This is a genomic window from Mucilaginibacter ginsenosidivorans (assembly GCF_007971025.1).
GTDB lineage: Bacteria > Bacteroidota > Bacteroidia > Sphingobacteriales > Sphingobacteriaceae > Mucilaginibacter > Mucilaginibacter ginsenosidivorans.
Genome location: NZ_CP042436.1, coordinates 757,792 through 772,977, shown reverse-complemented (window position 1 = coordinate 772,977; position 15,186 = coordinate 757,792). Strand labels below are relative to the sequence as shown.

The 15,186-nt window shown below is 42.6% G+C and carries 14 protein-coding genes and 1 tRNA gene; 6 read left to right on the top strand and 9 right to left on the bottom strand.

Going from position 1 to position 15,186, the window contains the following annotated elements; all coding sequences use genetic code 11:
* Window positions 1–24 precede the first annotated feature (24 nt).
* Entirely contained in the window at window positions 25–1,392 is a 1,368-nt protein-coding gene (gene rmuC, locus FRZ54_RS03560; protein ID WP_147030274.1) for a DNA recombination protein RmuC, read from the top strand.
* Between the two features lie 9 nt (window positions 1,393–1,401).
* Here rmuC and FRZ54_RS03555 read toward each other — a convergent pair whose 3' ends face one another.
* The gene (locus tag FRZ54_RS03555; protein WP_147030273.1) at window positions 1,402–2,262 is read right to left on the bottom strand and encodes a hypothetical protein; all 861 of its coding nucleotides are present in this window, start codon (window positions 2,260–2,262) and stop codon (window positions 1,402–1,404) included.
* 21 nt (window positions 2,263–2,283) lie between these two features.
* The gene (gene thiL, locus FRZ54_RS03550; protein WP_147030272.1) at window positions 2,284–3,324 is read right to left on the bottom strand and encodes a thiamine-phosphate kinase; all 1,041 of its coding nucleotides are present in this window, start codon (window positions 3,322–3,324) and stop codon (window positions 2,284–2,286) included.
* Between the two features lie 147 nt (window positions 3,325–3,471).
* Here thiL and FRZ54_RS03545 point away from each other — a divergent pair, with 147 nt between their 5' ends.
* A complete protein-coding gene (locus FRZ54_RS03545) occupies window positions 3,472–3,684 on the top strand; it encodes a hypothetical protein (protein ID WP_147030271.1) in 213 nt (70 codons plus the stop codon).
* Window positions 3,685–3,744: 60 nt separating this feature from the next.
* On the opposite strand, the gene nadA is transcribed toward FRZ54_RS03545, so the two are convergent.
* Window positions 3,745–4,737, bottom strand: a complete 993-nt coding sequence (gene nadA, locus FRZ54_RS03540) for a quinolinate synthase NadA (protein ID WP_147030270.1) — start codon at window positions 4,735–4,737, stop codon at window positions 3,745–3,747.
* A 409-nt stretch (window positions 4,738–5,146) separates the two neighbouring features.
* On the opposite strand from nadA, the gene nadB reads away from it, so the two are divergent.
* Window positions 5,147–6,739, top strand: a complete 1,593-nt coding sequence (gene nadB / locus FRZ54_RS03535; protein ID WP_147030269.1) for an L-aspartate oxidase — start codon at window positions 5,147–5,149, stop codon at window positions 6,737–6,739.
* 6 nt (window positions 6,740–6,745) lie between these two features.
* Window positions 6,746–7,249, top strand: a complete 504-nt coding sequence (locus FRZ54_RS03530; RefSeq protein WP_147030268.1) for a hypothetical protein — start codon at window positions 6,746–6,748, stop codon at window positions 7,247–7,249.
* Between the two features lie 5 nt (window positions 7,250–7,254).
* On the opposite strand, the gene FRZ54_RS03525 is transcribed toward FRZ54_RS03530, so the two are convergent.
* Window positions 7,255–7,327: transfer RNA gene (locus FRZ54_RS03525), tRNA-Gly, on the bottom strand.
* Between the two features lie 67 nt (window positions 7,328–7,394).
* On the opposite strand from FRZ54_RS03525, the gene FRZ54_RS03520 reads away from it, so the two are divergent.
* Window positions 7,395–7,910: a gamma carbonic anhydrase family protein gene (locus tag FRZ54_RS03520; protein ID WP_147030267.1), complete on the top strand. Its 516-nt coding sequence runs from the start codon at window positions 7,395–7,397 to the stop codon at window positions 7,908–7,910.
* On the opposite strand, the gene FRZ54_RS03515 is transcribed toward FRZ54_RS03520, so the two are convergent.
* The 5 genes from FRZ54_RS03515 to FRZ54_RS03495 form a co-directional block, all read right to left on the bottom strand.
* Window positions 7,897–9,540: an Ig-like domain-containing protein gene (locus FRZ54_RS03515; RefSeq protein WP_147030266.1), complete on the bottom strand. Its 1,644-nt coding sequence runs from the start codon at window positions 9,538–9,540 to the stop codon at window positions 7,897–7,899. The two genes, FRZ54_RS03520 and FRZ54_RS03515, sit on opposite strands and share 14 nt — an antisense overlap.
* 110 nt (window positions 9,541–9,650) lie before the next feature.
* On the bottom strand, window positions 9,651–11,513 hold the full coding sequence (gene mnmG, locus FRZ54_RS03510) for a tRNA uridine-5-carboxymethylaminomethyl(34) synthesis enzyme MnmG (RefSeq protein WP_147030265.1): 1,863 nt from the start codon (window positions 11,511–11,513) through the stop codon (window positions 9,651–9,653).
* 38 nt (window positions 11,514–11,551) lie between these two features.
* Window positions 11,552–11,800: a CBU_0592 family membrane protein gene (locus FRZ54_RS25020; RefSeq protein WP_147030264.1), complete on the bottom strand. Its 249-nt coding sequence runs from the start codon at window positions 11,798–11,800 to the stop codon at window positions 11,552–11,554.
* A gap of 2 nt (window positions 11,801–11,802) precedes the next feature.
* Window positions 11,803–13,674, bottom strand: coding sequence for an ABC-F family ATP-binding cassette domain-containing protein (locus tag FRZ54_RS03500; protein ID WP_147030263.1), 1,872 nt, complete (start codon window positions 13,672–13,674; stop codon window positions 11,803–11,805).
* A complete protein-coding gene (locus FRZ54_RS03495; protein WP_147030262.1) occupies window positions 13,671–14,327 on the bottom strand; it encodes an NAD-dependent epimerase/dehydratase family protein in 657 nt (218 codons plus the stop codon). The genes FRZ54_RS03500 and FRZ54_RS03495 overlap by 4 nt, the downstream gene beginning before the upstream one ends.
* Window positions 14,328–14,427: 100 nt before the next feature.
* On the opposite strand from FRZ54_RS03495, the gene FRZ54_RS03490 reads away from it, so the two are divergent.
* Window positions 14,428–15,138, top strand: a complete 711-nt coding sequence (locus tag FRZ54_RS03490; RefSeq protein WP_147030261.1) for a pirin family protein — start codon at window positions 14,428–14,430, stop codon at window positions 15,136–15,138.
* Window positions 15,139–15,186 lie beyond the last annotated feature (48 nt).

Sequence of the window (15,186 nt, the reverse complement as noted above, 5' to 3'; positions counted from 1 at the left end):
TCGTTTTGCTAATATTTTTATCAAATGAGTGTGGCTTTTCTGATCGTTTCTGTTGTTATACTGCTTATTGCTGTTTTCTTTTTCCTGAAAAAACCAAAGACTGCTGAAGGGATATCGGCTGACGAGGTTGCGAAACTGAAGACGGAAAACAATCAACTTCAAATTGGATTGGCTAAGGTTGAAGAAAGGGCCACGGGCCTTGCTGCCGAACGCGATAAAGCTGATCGAACTCTGCAGGAAGAGCGTCTCCGTTTAGAAGAAGTTGTTAATGCGTTAAACCAGGAACTACTTGCCGAGAAAAGCCGTATGGTAAAAGCAGAAGAAGCTTTTAGGGCACAACGGGAGCGCCTGGCGGACCAGGAAAAATCTATACAGGAAATTCAGCAGAAATTTCAATTGGAATTTCAGAATATAGCCAATAAGTTGCTCGACGAAAAATCACAAAAATTTGTGGAGACAAACCGGGCGCATTTGGATATTTTGCTCAACCCATTGAAAGAGAACATCAAAGCTTTCGAAGAAAAGGTAGAGAAGGTATATAACATGGAAGCTGCCGAACGGAACACCTTAAAGGGAGTAATATCGCAGCTGATGGAACTGAATAAATTGATCAGCAACGAGGCCCAAAATTTGACAAAAGCTTTAAAGGGTGACAGTAAAAAACAAGGTAATTGGGGAGAAGTAATACTGGAACGGGTGCTTGAACGTTCAGGCCTGGTTAAGGATCGCGAATACCGTCTCCAAGCTAGCCTTATAACGCCCGAAGGTAATCGTTTACAGCCCGATGTGATAGTTGACCTGCCGGATGAGAAACACCTTATCATCGACGCTAAGGTATCCCTGTTGGCTTACGAACGTCTGGTTAACTGCGAAACAGAAGAAGAGCGTAAATTGTACTCGAAGGCTCATGTGGAATCGATAAGAAATCATGTACTTGGCCTGTCCTCAAAAAACTACCACGACCTGTACCAGATCAACTCTCCCGATTTTGTGTTGCTTTTTGTTCCGATCGAATCCTCTTTCAGCTTCGCCGTACAATTAGATGCGGAGCTATTCAGTTATGCCTGGGAAAAAAAGGTTGTTATTGTGAGCCCGTCTACTTTACTCGCTACGCTGCGCACTATTTCCAGCATCTGGAAACAAGAACGCCAAAATCGCAATGTACTTGAGATTGCCCGCCTTAGCGGCTCTATGTATGATAAATTTGTCGGCTTCGTCGGTGATATGGAAGGCATAGGTAAAAACCTCAAGCAAAGCCAGAATGCCTATGATAGCGCCATCAATAAACTTACTGAAGGCAATGGCAACCTAACCAAAACAGCAGAAAGAATAAAAGGCCTTGGAGCAAAAGCCAACAAACAACTGGATCAGAAATATTTAGACGAAGAATAACCGCAGTCGCTAGTTTATCATCGTATTAGAATTCGTCGTGACAACAGCCTTACCGTCGACATTTAACTTATCGGATGTCACTTTGATGTCGAGGTTAAAATTCCCATTATTTGACAGCGGGAAATTGTCCTTTATACTATAAATCATTTTCCCAAGGCCAGTTCCCGACATACTGATATTCATTGTTTTTATAGCAAAATTCATAGAGAAATTTGGTACCACATCAAAATAAGCTTTCCCGCCTGCAACACTTATCAGCTTATAGGTGATGCTGTAATCCATGTGTATCTTATTCGTGCTATCCTTTCCTATGGGTATATTTAACGGCATGGTTTGTGTAAAAGATTCGCCGGGTTTAAGTCCTTTCTCAGGGAATTTAATTTGCTTCTGGAACAAACTCATCATTTGTTTCATATTCTTTTGGGTCGAGTCGTTTGTCTTTTTTCCTGCAACGGAATCAATCATCATAGACAGGCCGTCCAAGCCTGCCCGTCCGACAATTTTGGCGCTTTTCTCCGATATGTTTGGTGGGATTGGCGCCTGTTTTCCATTTGCTATTACAGACAAACTGTCGACCCTTACCTCCATATTTAAAGGGATCATATTATCGCTGCTTACAGCGCCCGTTTTGGTATCGGCATGCATCCCGAATTGAAAATTAACAGAAACAGGCTGTGTTATACCTTCCGCATTCAGCTTGTCTATTAACGACTGGTCGCCTTTTAATGTCGCATCGATCTTCATGCCCATTGAGACCGCCATTTTATATTCGTGATTGGGCAAATATTTAACTTTAAAAACAATCGCTTTTTGGGCCTTTAGCTGACCAACAGCCAAACACAACAGAGCCAACAGGCATACTTTTTTCATGATAAGATCGATTTTAAATTTTTACCTTTTAAATGCGTTCCAGCCTTGTGCTTTTAATTCGTGAACAGTACCACTTTTTGTAACCAGGTTGCGCCCCGCGGATGCTTCTGTAATATAGCCTATAAAACTTATATCAGCAAGATTTTTCATCTTGTCATAATCGGCTTGCTTTATAGTGAATAGCAATTCATAGTCCTCGCCTCCGCTCAAAGCGCAAACTGTGGGGTCGAGGTTAAATTCCCGGGCAGTTTCATAAGTCATTGGGTCGATGGGTATTTTTTCCTCGTACAAATTGCAGCCTTTGTTGCTTTGGCTGCAGATATGCAGCACTTCAGAGGCCAGTCCGTCGGAAACGTCGATCATGGCGGTTGGCTTTACGCTGATATCCTTTAATAATTCAACGATATCCCTTCGCGCCTCGGGCTTTAACTGGCGCTCTATTATATAATCTTTGCCTTCAAGATCGGGCTGTATGTTGGGGTTTTCAAGATAAACCAGCTTCTCGCGCTCCAGCAACTGTAGCCCTGTATAAGCTCCGCCCAGGTCGCCGGAAACGCAGATCAGATCGCCTTCTTCAGCGCCACTTCTGTATACAATATCCTTTTCATCTGCATAGCCCAGCGCGGTAACGCCGATAACCAACCCCTGTTTTGACGATGTCGTATCGCCGCCAACCAGGTCAACGTTATACTTTTCACAAGCCAGGTAAATCCCTTTGTATAACTCCTCAACTGCTTCTAAGGTAAATTTGCTTGAGATGCCCAAGGACACTGTTACCTGCGTGGCAATGCCATTCATAGCATAAACATCACTGAGGTTTACCTGTATGGCCTTATAACCTAAATGTTTAAGGGGTGTGTAGGCCAGGTCAAAATGGATACCTTCCAGCAACATATCGGTTGATATCAATGCTTTCTTTCCTGCAAAATCGATCACAGCAGCATCATCACCGACACCCTTCAGCGTGCTCTTTTGTTTCAGTTCTATCTGCCTGGTCAGATGGTCTATCAACCCAAACTCGCCTAAGGATTCTATATTGGCTTTTTCGCTATTTTCAAACATAATTATACGGTTACATCCATTTCTTTAATCGGCATCGGACGTAATTCCGCTACAAAAATACGAAAGCTTATTTAAACCAACCATTTAGAATGGTTTGTAACAATTAAATTGAAGTTTACTTTATTAATAGTAAGCTTCAATTTAGCTATGATAAACAGACTATTGTTGCTATCTGCCTTTATATTGCTGAAGATTGCAGCCTGTAAAAAGAACGACAATAATAAGCCACCCATTACACCGGTAACACCTCGCGAACCTACAAAATACACGATAACGGAAGATGACGCAAAAGGAGGTAATAAATCGGTTAGGCCACCGACATGGAGTAATCACAAAGCGTACAGGATGTTATTGATGTGAAAGACCCTGAAAACTAATTTTCTTACACCTATCCTTTAAATAAGGATAGGTGTACTTTTTTTACAAGCCTAACCTGGCCGATATATTAAGCATTCTTTCTATAGGCTTCACGGCCTTTTCAATAATATGTTCCGGAACGGTTATCTCAGGCATTTCATTTTTTATACACAAGTAAAGTTTTTCCAGTGTGTTTCTTTTCATATGCGGACAATCGTTACAGGCGCATTGGTTATTTGGCGGAGCAGGTATAAATATTTTATCCGGATTATCCTTTTGCATCTGGTGAATTATTCCTGACTCGGTAGCTACAATAAATTCCTTTTCAGGGCTTTTGGTAGCATATTTTAACAGTCCTGTTGTCGATCCGATATAGTCAGCCATTTTAAGAATAACATCCTCACATTCAGGATGGGCCAATAATTTAGCATTCGGATGGCGTTCTTTTAATTTTGTTATTTTCTCTCTCGAAAATATCTCGTGAACCATACAGGCTCCGTTCCATAAAACCAAATCCCTCCCTGTTTTCTTCGCAACATAAGCACCCAAATTTTTATCTGGCCCGAAGATGATCTTCTGATCTTTTGGTAAGCTTTCCACAATTTGTACCGCATTGCTGGATGTGCAAACAATATCGCTCAATGCTTTCAGTTCTGCCGTGCAATTCACATAGGTGATGACCAGATGATCGGGGTAATTCTCTTTAAATTTCCTGAACAAATGGGGCGGGCAGCTGTCAGCTAATGAGCACCCTGCTTTTAAGTCGGGTAAAAGGACTTTTTTCTGTGGTGATAATATTTTAGCGGTCTCAGCCATAAAATGAACGCCGGCAAATACAATGATATCTGCATCAGTTTTAGCTGCTTGCTGGGATAACCCAAGACTATCGCCAATATAATCAGCAATATCCTGTATATCGGGTTCCTGGTAATAATGAGCCAAAATAACCGCATTCTTTTGTTTTTTTAATCGTTCTATCTCTTCAAAAAGATCAAGTGTTGGGTCGATGTATTCGTCCACAAATCCTTTTACATTGAGCTCATCTAAGGTATCCATTTCAACAATTCAATTAATAACAATACTTTTTATATAAAGAAAAAAGCTATTGTTATTGGTGTGTTAATTCTGTTTAAAATTAGTGCTGCAAACCAAGCTAAAAGTTATTTGTGACATTTTTTCAACAAATTTTGATACATTTTTAAAATCTATTTAATTGATTTTAAGACTTATCTAATTGCATTAAAATACTTTTAAAAGCTGATATGTTAATAGTTTGAGCGTGTTAAAAATGTTAATTAAGTAAGAAAACAGATGCAAAAATCGCTGATAAAATGGTGTGTAAATCCATCTGAAAGTAACTTTTCAACCATTTAATTATTTATTGATTTTTTACTTACACAAAATTAACAGCTTTTAAAGCGCTTTCTAACATAACCCGTACTTTTACACAACATATACTTAAAAAATGACTAGAACTTGTGATTTCCTGGTGATAGGGTCTGGAATAGCCGGATTAAGTTTTGCACTTAAAGCAGCAAAGCATGGTAAGGTACTGATAGTTACAAAATCAAACGAAGATGAATCGAACACTAAGTATGCCCAGGGGGGCGTTGCTGTAGTTGTTGATAAAAAAGAAGATTCATTTGAAAAACACATAGAAGATACACTGGTTGCCGGTGATGACCTGTGCGATAAGAAAACTGTGGAGATAGTAATAAAGGAGGGACCGGAGCGAATACGAGAAATTATTGATTACGGTACCAACTTTGATAAGACAAATGAAGGGATGTACGACCTTGCAAAAGAGGGCGGCCATTCAGAGTTTCGGGTGTTACATTATAAGGATATTACCGGTTGGGAAATAGAGCGCGCTTTACTTGACCAGGTACATTCTAACCCAAACATTACCATATTAACACATTATTTTGCGGTAGACCTGATAACCCAGCACCACCTGGGGCAGTTTGTAGATAAGTCGACTTCGGACATAAATTGTTATGGCGTTTATGTACTGAATACGATTAATGGGCATGTAGAGAAGATATTATCCAGGGTTACCGTTATGGCGTCTGGCGGGGCAGGGCATATTTATTCTATAACCACCAATCCTACTATTGCCACGGGCGACGGTGTCGCTATGGTTTACCGTGCAAAAGGCAAGGTAAGGAATATGGAATTTATACAGTTTCATCCCACCGCTTTATACAACCCGGGCGAATACCCGTCATTCCTGATATCAGAAGCGGTAAGAGGATTTGGCGGTATATTAAAGCGTACCAACGGCCTGGAGTTTATGCAGGAGTATGACGAGCGTAAATCCCTGGCGCCGCGGGATATTGTGGCCAGGGCGATAGATAATGAGATAAAGAAATCCGGAGAAGACTACGTATATCTTGATATAAGGCATCGCGCCAAAAAGGATATCCTGGCACATTTTCCTAATATCTATGCCAAGTGCCTTGAGATAGGTATTGACATGACCAAGGATATGATACCCGTAGCGCCGGCATGTCACTATATGTGCGGAGGTATCATGGTTGATCATTCCGGCAGATCGTCGATTATGCGTCTTTATGCTTGCGGTGAGTGTTCGTCAACGGGTTTACATGGCGCTAATCGGTTAGCATCCAACTCCTTACTCGAGGCATTGGTATTTGCCCATAGAATATACGAGGATGCTATAAAGACCTTCGGGAATAACGTTATTCCCGAAAATATACCCGACTGGAACGAACATGGGGTGCAGTTGTCCAACGAGGATATCCTGGTTACACATAATATCCGCGAGATGCAGAAACTGATGAGCGATTATGTAGGTATAGTACGTTCCGATTTCAGGCTTGACCGGGCGATGAGGAGGTTGGGGCTGCTTTACGAAGAAACCGAGGATTTTTATAAAAAAACCAAGTTGTCGGTTAAACTTTGCGAGTTGCGAAATTTGATACAGGTGTCTTATATTGTGGTGAAATCGGCCATGTTAAGGAAGGAGAGCCGGGGCCTGCATTATACAACTGATTATAAGGTACATGCTGAGCCGGTACATGATACCGTGTTTTGATTATTTATGGGACTATTTTCAATTTTTAAAAAGAGGAAAGACGAGCCGGAAATAACGATAGTACCATCAGACGGTGTAGTGGCCCTGACAGACGGTATTTTGTTTGAAGATGCGGGTATTTTTCTGAAATGGGGCGTGGATATTGAGGCAGATAAGTTATATGCAAAAAAGGAATTCAGGGCCGACCGGACCATTTATCAATGGGGACAAAAGAAGATATTAAACGGGCTTAGCCTGCCTTTAAAAACAGTATGCTGGAACCATGAACAACATAGTGGCACGAAGTCACTGGAGTCGGTTGAATTTTTAAGTGAAAACGAGGATGCTAAGCATCAATTCCAGGCAATTCGCGACCATCTTGAGACCGTTTTGGGCAAATCCAGGCAAGATGAAGACATGGAACCCGGCGAAGCAGCCCTGGAGTGGCGGATAAAAGCGGTAAAAGTGGTCCTTAACCTATATAATAAAGAGCGGCCGAAAGTAAAATTTGAGATGGGGTGGTGGGTGTAAATAAGAGCGGAAAACGGGATTCGAACCCGCGGCCTTCAGTTTGGGAAACTGATGCTCTACCGACTGAGCTATTTCCGCTTTGGTAAGCCAAACATAGTAAATTCATTCAATAATTCAGTAAACCGATAATTCAATAATTGAAAATATGCCTGTTATCCTGCCCGTGAAAGACAAGAGCCCCGTATGGGGAGAAAACTGTTTTGTTGCCGAAAACTGTACGATCGTTGGCGATGTAATAATGGGCAATAATTGCTCGGTTTGGTTTAATGCGGTTATCAGGGGAGATGTACATTATATCCGGATAGGGGACAATACAAATGTGCAGGATGGAGCCGTTATCCATTGTACTTATCTTAAAGCAGGTACAGAGGTAGGCAATAACGTTTCTATCGGGCACAATGCGCTTGTACACGGCTGCACGCTGAAAGACCATGTATTGATAGGTATGGGAGCTATTGTAATGGATCATGCCGTGGTAGAGGAATTCGTGATCGTTGGAGCAGGCTCTGTCGTGCTGGAGAATACCATTTGCGAATCCGGCTACCTGTATGCCGGTACGCCGGCAAAAAAAATTAAACCACTAAGCCAGGAGCAAAAAGATATGCTGCGGCAATTGCCGCATAACTACATTATGTATTCCGGCTGGTTTAAGGAACAATAGGCTCCTTGGGTATATCCAGCGTCTCCTCCGCATCCCAGTTCGACCGCAGTACGATTTCTTTGCTGTACTGCCAGATATTTTCTGGGTATAACCTTTTTTTTACATTACCGCTGTCCCATTTGCCGTTCTTGTTAGTGTCGTATACAACCCTGATATAGTATTTACCAATGCGGTAATTTTTGTAGCTGAGCGTGGTTTTTTTGGTAACAGGGTCGGTATGTACCACCTTTCTATCCGTATTTAACAACTCAACCACGTAAGCTTTTGAAGTATCCGGGATACTTACTTTTACAGTTAATTGTCCATAGTTTTCGGTTTTGTCGGGTTGGAAAAGCGTTGCAAGCTTTTTGCTTTTGTCGCCGTAAATATCCGTCAATGCACCTTCGTTAAATACCAGTTGATAGCGGCTGTTTTGTTTCCACGGATATTTGAACAATAGCTTGTGAAGGCTTCCGGTATCGCGGACTATTTTGTAATTGGATATATTGACAGAATCTTCGGTCAGGGCGATGAGTGACTGATCAAAGTTTTCCAGCGGCAGGCTCGAAGTAACAATGAGATCATCCGAGGGCCTTAGTTTTCCGTCAGGGCTCGTATTGTATTGCAACTTGATGATCCGCTCGTAGCTTTCTTTTCGCGCCTTACGCAAGGTTACCGTGTCAAAGGGTTTGTTGTTTTGAATCATCGCAACCTTTATCGAATCAAAATCCATAGAACGCATGTAAATGCCTATGGTGTCACGGGTTGGGTTAATGTCTACTATCTTTTGACTATTAAGTGCCGCTGGTTCGATAACCTTAACCGATGGGTTTTCGACCGGCTTATTGAAAGTAAAGAAAAGTTTCCCATCAAGATCGAAACGACGGTCAACAACTCTTAGTTTTTCAGGATCCTGTTTAAACAAGCTGAGATGAATGTTTGAGGTGTCTTTATTCAAATGGATCGCAGCCTTCAAAAAACCGACAAGTTCTTTTTCATTGTCATATATTTTGTTCGGGTTATCTTCTTTCAAGGCATAGATATGATAATCTTCTGCATGGAGGTTATTGAGCGAAAAATTTCCGGACGTATCGGTAGTAGCGAAAATAGAAGGTTTCTTTTTGCCAAAAAGCGTGTCTTGTTTTACCGGGAAAAGCATTACAGTTGCGTCTTTCACTTTTTCCCCGGTTAGCGAATTTTTAACATCACCTGATATACTTAAGGAGTCGATGTGCGGACCGGTAGAAAAAACGTATGTGAAATTCTCAAGTACGTTATTTTCGTTTACGTCGGCGATGGCTTTTCCAAAGTTGATAACGTAGGTAGTGTTTTTTTCAAGCGTATCTTTAAAGTCGACGACGATCGATTTTTTGCTCACTTTAAACGTCGGCGGCTTTTCTTGCGTAGGGCTTATGATAATTTCCTGGAATGGATTCTTAAGATTAAAATATTCGTCGAAGTCGAGACGTATTTGCTTTTCCTTAAAATTCCTGGTCATGTTCGGCGGCGTGGCCTTTAGCAATTTTGGCGGTGTCCGGTCTTTCGGTCCGCCCGCCGGCTTCTGTATGCTTGCGCAGCCGGAAATAAGCAATAGGGTGACGAGAAACGCAAAATTTTTTGTCGAAAAAACAGACTTTTTATTTAACCCCATTTTTAGCCGCTATAAATGATTTTTGTCTTTTTATGAAGATTACCATTCAGAATTAAAAATAATGCGTTTAAAACAATATTTGTAATATATTGATAATCAGTTGTTTATATTTATCTTGAAATGTGTACCATTAAAACCGATATATCCGATGGTGAAACCCCCGAAATTCGGGAAGCCTGGCCTAAGGTCCTTGGTTTTATCTTCATGAGTTTTTCACGGGCCTCTTTTGATAAGGAAACCAGCGATTGATAATTAAACTCAGGGTTGATCTCTTTGTCCTCCATCTTCCTCATTTTTTCTACAATGTCCATTTCCTTCTCAAAATAACTCTCGTATTTGATTTTTATTTCAGCCTGCTCAATTGTTTCCTGGTCGAATTTATTAAGGAGTTCATCAAGAGAGTTGTCAGCTTTCCGGAGGTCGTTCAGTGAAACTTGCGGGCGGCTGATCAGGTTGAACATCTTTACATTTTGAGAAAGCGCGGCAGTGCCAAGCTCTTCAAGCAAAGGACTAGCAGAAGAAGCTTCTATTGATACTTGTTTGGTAAAAGTGACTATCTTATCCGAGTCCTCAATTTTCTTGTTGACTTTATCCATGCGCTCATCGTTTATCAGGCCCAGCTCGTAACCGATAGGAGTTAACCTTATATCGGCGTTGTCCTGCCGGAGGAGCAGGCGGTGCTCGGCCCGCGATGTGAACATGCGATAAGGTTCTTCGGTTCCCTTGGTCACCAGGTCATCTATCAGTACGCCGATATAAGATTCCGAACGCTTCATGATCAGTTCGTGCTTATCGTGAACTTTTTGATGTGCATTAATGCCTGCGATAAATCCCTGCGATGCTGCTTCTTCGTAACCCGTGGTGCCATTGATCTGTCCGGCGAAAAACAGGTTGCTTACGAGCTTTGTTTCGAGTGTCAGGTCAAGTTGTGTAGGAGGGAAGTAATCATATTCGATTGCATACCCGGGCCGGAATATCTTTGCATTTTCAAACCCTGGTATTTGTATGAGTGCGCGGTATTGAACATCTTCCGGGAGAGAAGTTGAGAAGCCGTTCACATATATTTCAACGGTATTGAAACCTTCCGGCTCCACAAATATCTGGTGACGCTCGCGCTCGGCAAAGCGGTTTATTTTATCTTCAATGGAAGGGCAGTATCGCGGGCCAAGTCCTTTAATTCGCCCGGTAAACATCGGCGATTTTTCAAAACCTTCCTTTAAAGTTTCGTGAACTTCGGGGTTGGTATAGGTTATCCAGCAGCACCTTTTTCCGGTCGGCCGTTCAACATCAGTGAAAGAAAAACGACCGGGGTTTTCATCGCCCCATTGTTCTTCCATCACACTATAATTAAGGCTGCGGCCGTCCACCCTGGGCGGCGTGCCCGTCTTCATGCGACCCGATTCAAAGCCCAACTCAACCAGTTGTTCGGTTAGGCCTGTTGCGGCCCGCTCAGCGGTTCGGCCGCCGCCGAAGCGTTTTTCGCCGATATGGATCAATCCATTTAAGAATGTTCCGTTAGTGAGCACTACTGTATCGCATTCTATCTCGATGCCCAGCGAGGTACGCACACCTTTTACAGTATTACCCTTTACTATGAGGGAACTAACCATATCCTGCCAAAAATCGACGTTTGGTGTTTGCTCCAAAGCCAGGCGCCATTCTTCGGCAAAGCGCATGCGGTCGTTTTGCGCACGCGGGCTCCACATGGCAGGGCCCTTCGACAGGTTTAGCATACGGAATTGAATGGTGGTTTTATCAGCAATTATTCCGGAATACCCACCCATAGCATCAATTTCGCGCACTATCTGTCCTTTAGCCACACCGCCCATAGCGGGGTTACAACTCATTTGGGCGATTGTACCCATGTTCATCGTTATCAGCAACACAGACGACCCAAGGTTTGCCGCAGCCGCAGCTGCTTCACAACCCGCGTGCCCAGCGCCAACAACTACGACATCATATTTTTTAAACATTCTTCCTCCATGTTCCACGTGGAACGTACAAAGTTAAATCAATCGGCCGATGTTCCACGTGAAACTTTTAATAATGATAATAGCGCAACAAATGCCCAGATGCCCTCGAGAATTACAAAAGGATAAAACCGGACCATATAAGAGGCATCACAGCATATGCCCGCACCAATAAAATTCATTAGAATATAAGCCTTGCTATCCGCGTTCAATTTTTTATTTAGATTCAGAAAGAACGCAATCAGTAAAATAATAACGCCAATAGATGCAACTATATCCGATATTTTCATTTCTATAATTCGCTAAGTTCCGTCAGCTCCATCCAACGCAGGCTTTTTTCATCAAGCGTGTTTGTCAATTGCTCTATCTGCTTTGCAAGTTCACTTAGCTGATGATGGTCGGTTAATCCTGAGTTCAGTTGGTCTGTCAGTTTTTTTATTTCGATCTCGATATTGGGTATTTCTTTATCCAGGGTTTGCAACTCCTGTTGTTCTTTAAAAGCAAGCAAGCTTTTTTTTGGCTGCAAAGGCTTAGGCCCCTGTTTAGCTGCCGCCTGGTTGCTTTTTGCCTGTTGCTTTTCCTGCTCCTGCTCGTAACGATAGGAGGAGTAGTTCCCATTAAAAATTCGCACCGCACCATTTCCTTCCATAATAAAAAGCTGGTCCGTCAGCTTATCTAAAAGATAACGATCATGCGAAACAAGCATCAACACGCCGGGATAGTTGGTTAAAAACTCCTCCAGTACGTTCAGCGTATCAATATCCAAATCGTTGGTAGGTTCATCCAATATCAGGAAGTTGGGGTTCTTCATTAATATCTGCAGTAGCTGCAGTCGTTTCTTTTCGCCACCGCTCAGGTTAGCTATAAAGCCGTATTGTTTTTTTGGCGGGAAAAGAAATAAGGTGAGCAGGGCGGAGGCCGATATGGTTTTCCCATCCAACATAGTGATAAACTCAGCGACGTTCTTAACCACGTCTATAACGCGATCATCTTCCTTAAAGACAATACCTGATTGGTGGAAATAACCCATAACAGTCGTCTCACCTTTCTCTATTGTTCCTTTATCTGGCGTGATGGTACCTGTTATCAGGTTCAGCAATGTCGACTTACCGCTTCCGTTTTTGCCCGCAAGGCCGATACGGTCCCCTTTTTTAAAGACGTAATTGAAGTTGCTGATAAATGTAGTTCCGCTAAACCCCTTGTTCAGGTGATGGATCTCCATTATTTTATTCCCCTGGCGCGACGTTTTCACGCTCAATTCAACTTTTTCTTTCGGACCGTTATTTTGGGTTTTCTCTTCCAGTTCATAAAAAGCGTTGATGCGCCCCTTTGATTTAGTTCCGCGGGCCTGTGGCTGCCTGCGCATCCATTCCAGCTCCTTGCGGAGCAAGTTCGAATTCTTTTGAAATTGTGCGTCCAGCGTAGCATCCCTATCGGCTTTCTTTTCAAGGTAATAGCCATAGTTACCATGATAGGGGAATACCTTGCCGTTGTCTATCTCCAATATCTCGTTGCAAACATTATCCAGGAAATAGCGGTCGTGCGTAACCATCAGCAATGTTTTATTGCCCTCGGTCATCAACTTTTCCAGCCATTCTATGGTATCTATATCCAGATGATTGGTTGGTTCATCTAAGAGATAAACATCGGGCTCCTCTATCAATAGCCGGGCTAAGGCGAGTCGTTTCTTTTGCCCGCCCGATAAGGTGCTGATGCTTTGATTAAGGTGATGGATATCCAGCCTTCCTAAAATAGTTTTGATCTTGTATTCATAATCCCAGGCGTCGCTATTGCTTATCTCCTCGGTTATTTTATCAATAGCTTTTGTGTTATCAGGTTCATTTTCAAGTAATTCCTCGTATTTCCGGATAAGTTGCTGTTGCCTGTTGTCCGAATGGAAGATATAATCGCTTATTGTATGGCCCTTTTCAAAAGAAGGATCCTGCTCCAGGTAGCCGAGCCGAAGGTCGCGCGCCTGCACAACTTTCCCCTCGGTCGGAAGAAATTGACCGGCAAGCAATTTTAGAAATGTGGATTTCCCCGCGCCGTTGATCCCAACTAATGCGACACGCTGGCCACGGTTGATGCCTACGGTTAGATTTTTAAATAACCAGTGATCGTGGAAGGAATGTCCAAGAGCCTCGGCAGATATATAAGTACTCACGTTAATGATTTTATTTTGTCGGAAGGGTGCACAAATATACCCGCTTCTGTCTTTAATGATTGATTAAACATTGCCCGTGCCACAGTTTGTGCAGGGATGCTCCTGTATTTCTTTAAGCCGCCCACCAATAAAGGATCTATTACTTTCATTACTCCAATGATAAAACGTTCCATGGGCCTTGACTCTTTACGATCGCCTGTCAGAACGCAGGGCTGGTAAATATGAAGGCATTTTAACCCCACCTGTTTAAGATCATCTTCAATTTCGCCTTTTAAACGGGTGTAAAAGTTAGATGATCTTGGATCGGCGCCAATAGAGGATACCAGGTGAAATTGGGTGATATTATTCCGTTTGGCAATTTCTGCCAATTGTAACGGATAGTCATGATCGATCCTTCGGTAAGCCGACTGATCAGCAACTTTACTTTGCGTAGTACCCAGGCACGAGAACACGGCATGCCCATTGATGAGTGTTGAATAATTATCCAACTTGTCAAAATCGATTTCCGCTTGTACAAATTTTTTATGCCGGATAGGTAATTCCCTGCGTACAAGCGCAAGCACCTCCTGGTATTCGGGCCTTTCCAGCACTATGTCCAGCAAATAACTGCCAATTAGTCCGCTTGCTCCAACTATGACCGCTTTATTTGGCATGTTTACCTTAATTTTAGGCAAAAATACGCATAAAGAAATAATGGAATGAAAATTGTGTGTTTAAACATATAATTACTCACATAAACAAGGGGATTTTAAAATGACTAAAATATTTTACCCTGCCAACGAGCGGGGACACAGCGACTTAGGATGGTTACAGTCTGATTTTTCATTCAGCTTTGGCCCATGGTACAACCCTGAAAAAGTGCATTTTGGTATGCTAAGGGTTTTGAACGACGACACCGTTGCAGGGGGAATGGGCTTTGGTATGCACCCGCATGATAACATGGAGATAATTACCGTAATGCTCTCGGGTACCCTTGAGCACAAGGACAGCATGGGAAATGTTGGCCAGATAAAAGCCGGGGAAGTGCAGGTGATGTCGGCAGGTACCGGCATTATGCACTCGGAGTACAATCCTTCAAAAACCGAGGAAGCGAAACTGTTCCAAACCTGGATATTCCCAAGTAAAAGGGATATCAAGCCAAGATACGATCAAAAAAGCTTCACCGACGCAATGAAGCTGAACGAGTTGACAACAGTGGTTTCAGGCGACAAGGATGCAGATACACTGTTCATCAACCAGGATGCTGCTATTTCTTTCGGCGATTTTGAAGCCGGCAAAACGGTACAATACGATATAAAAGTACCCGGCAACGGCGCGTATGTATTGCAGGTTGAAGGCGGATCGGAAGTTGATGGTAGTGTTTTAAACAAAAGGGACGCAATTGGTGTTTATGATACAAGTTCCTTTACCATTGAAACCAAATCGCAGTCCCGTCTGCTAATTATAGAAGTTCCGATGAGATAAAAACAAACTGGCTTGCCGGGTTAAATGTTATTGGGCTTAAAACAATTT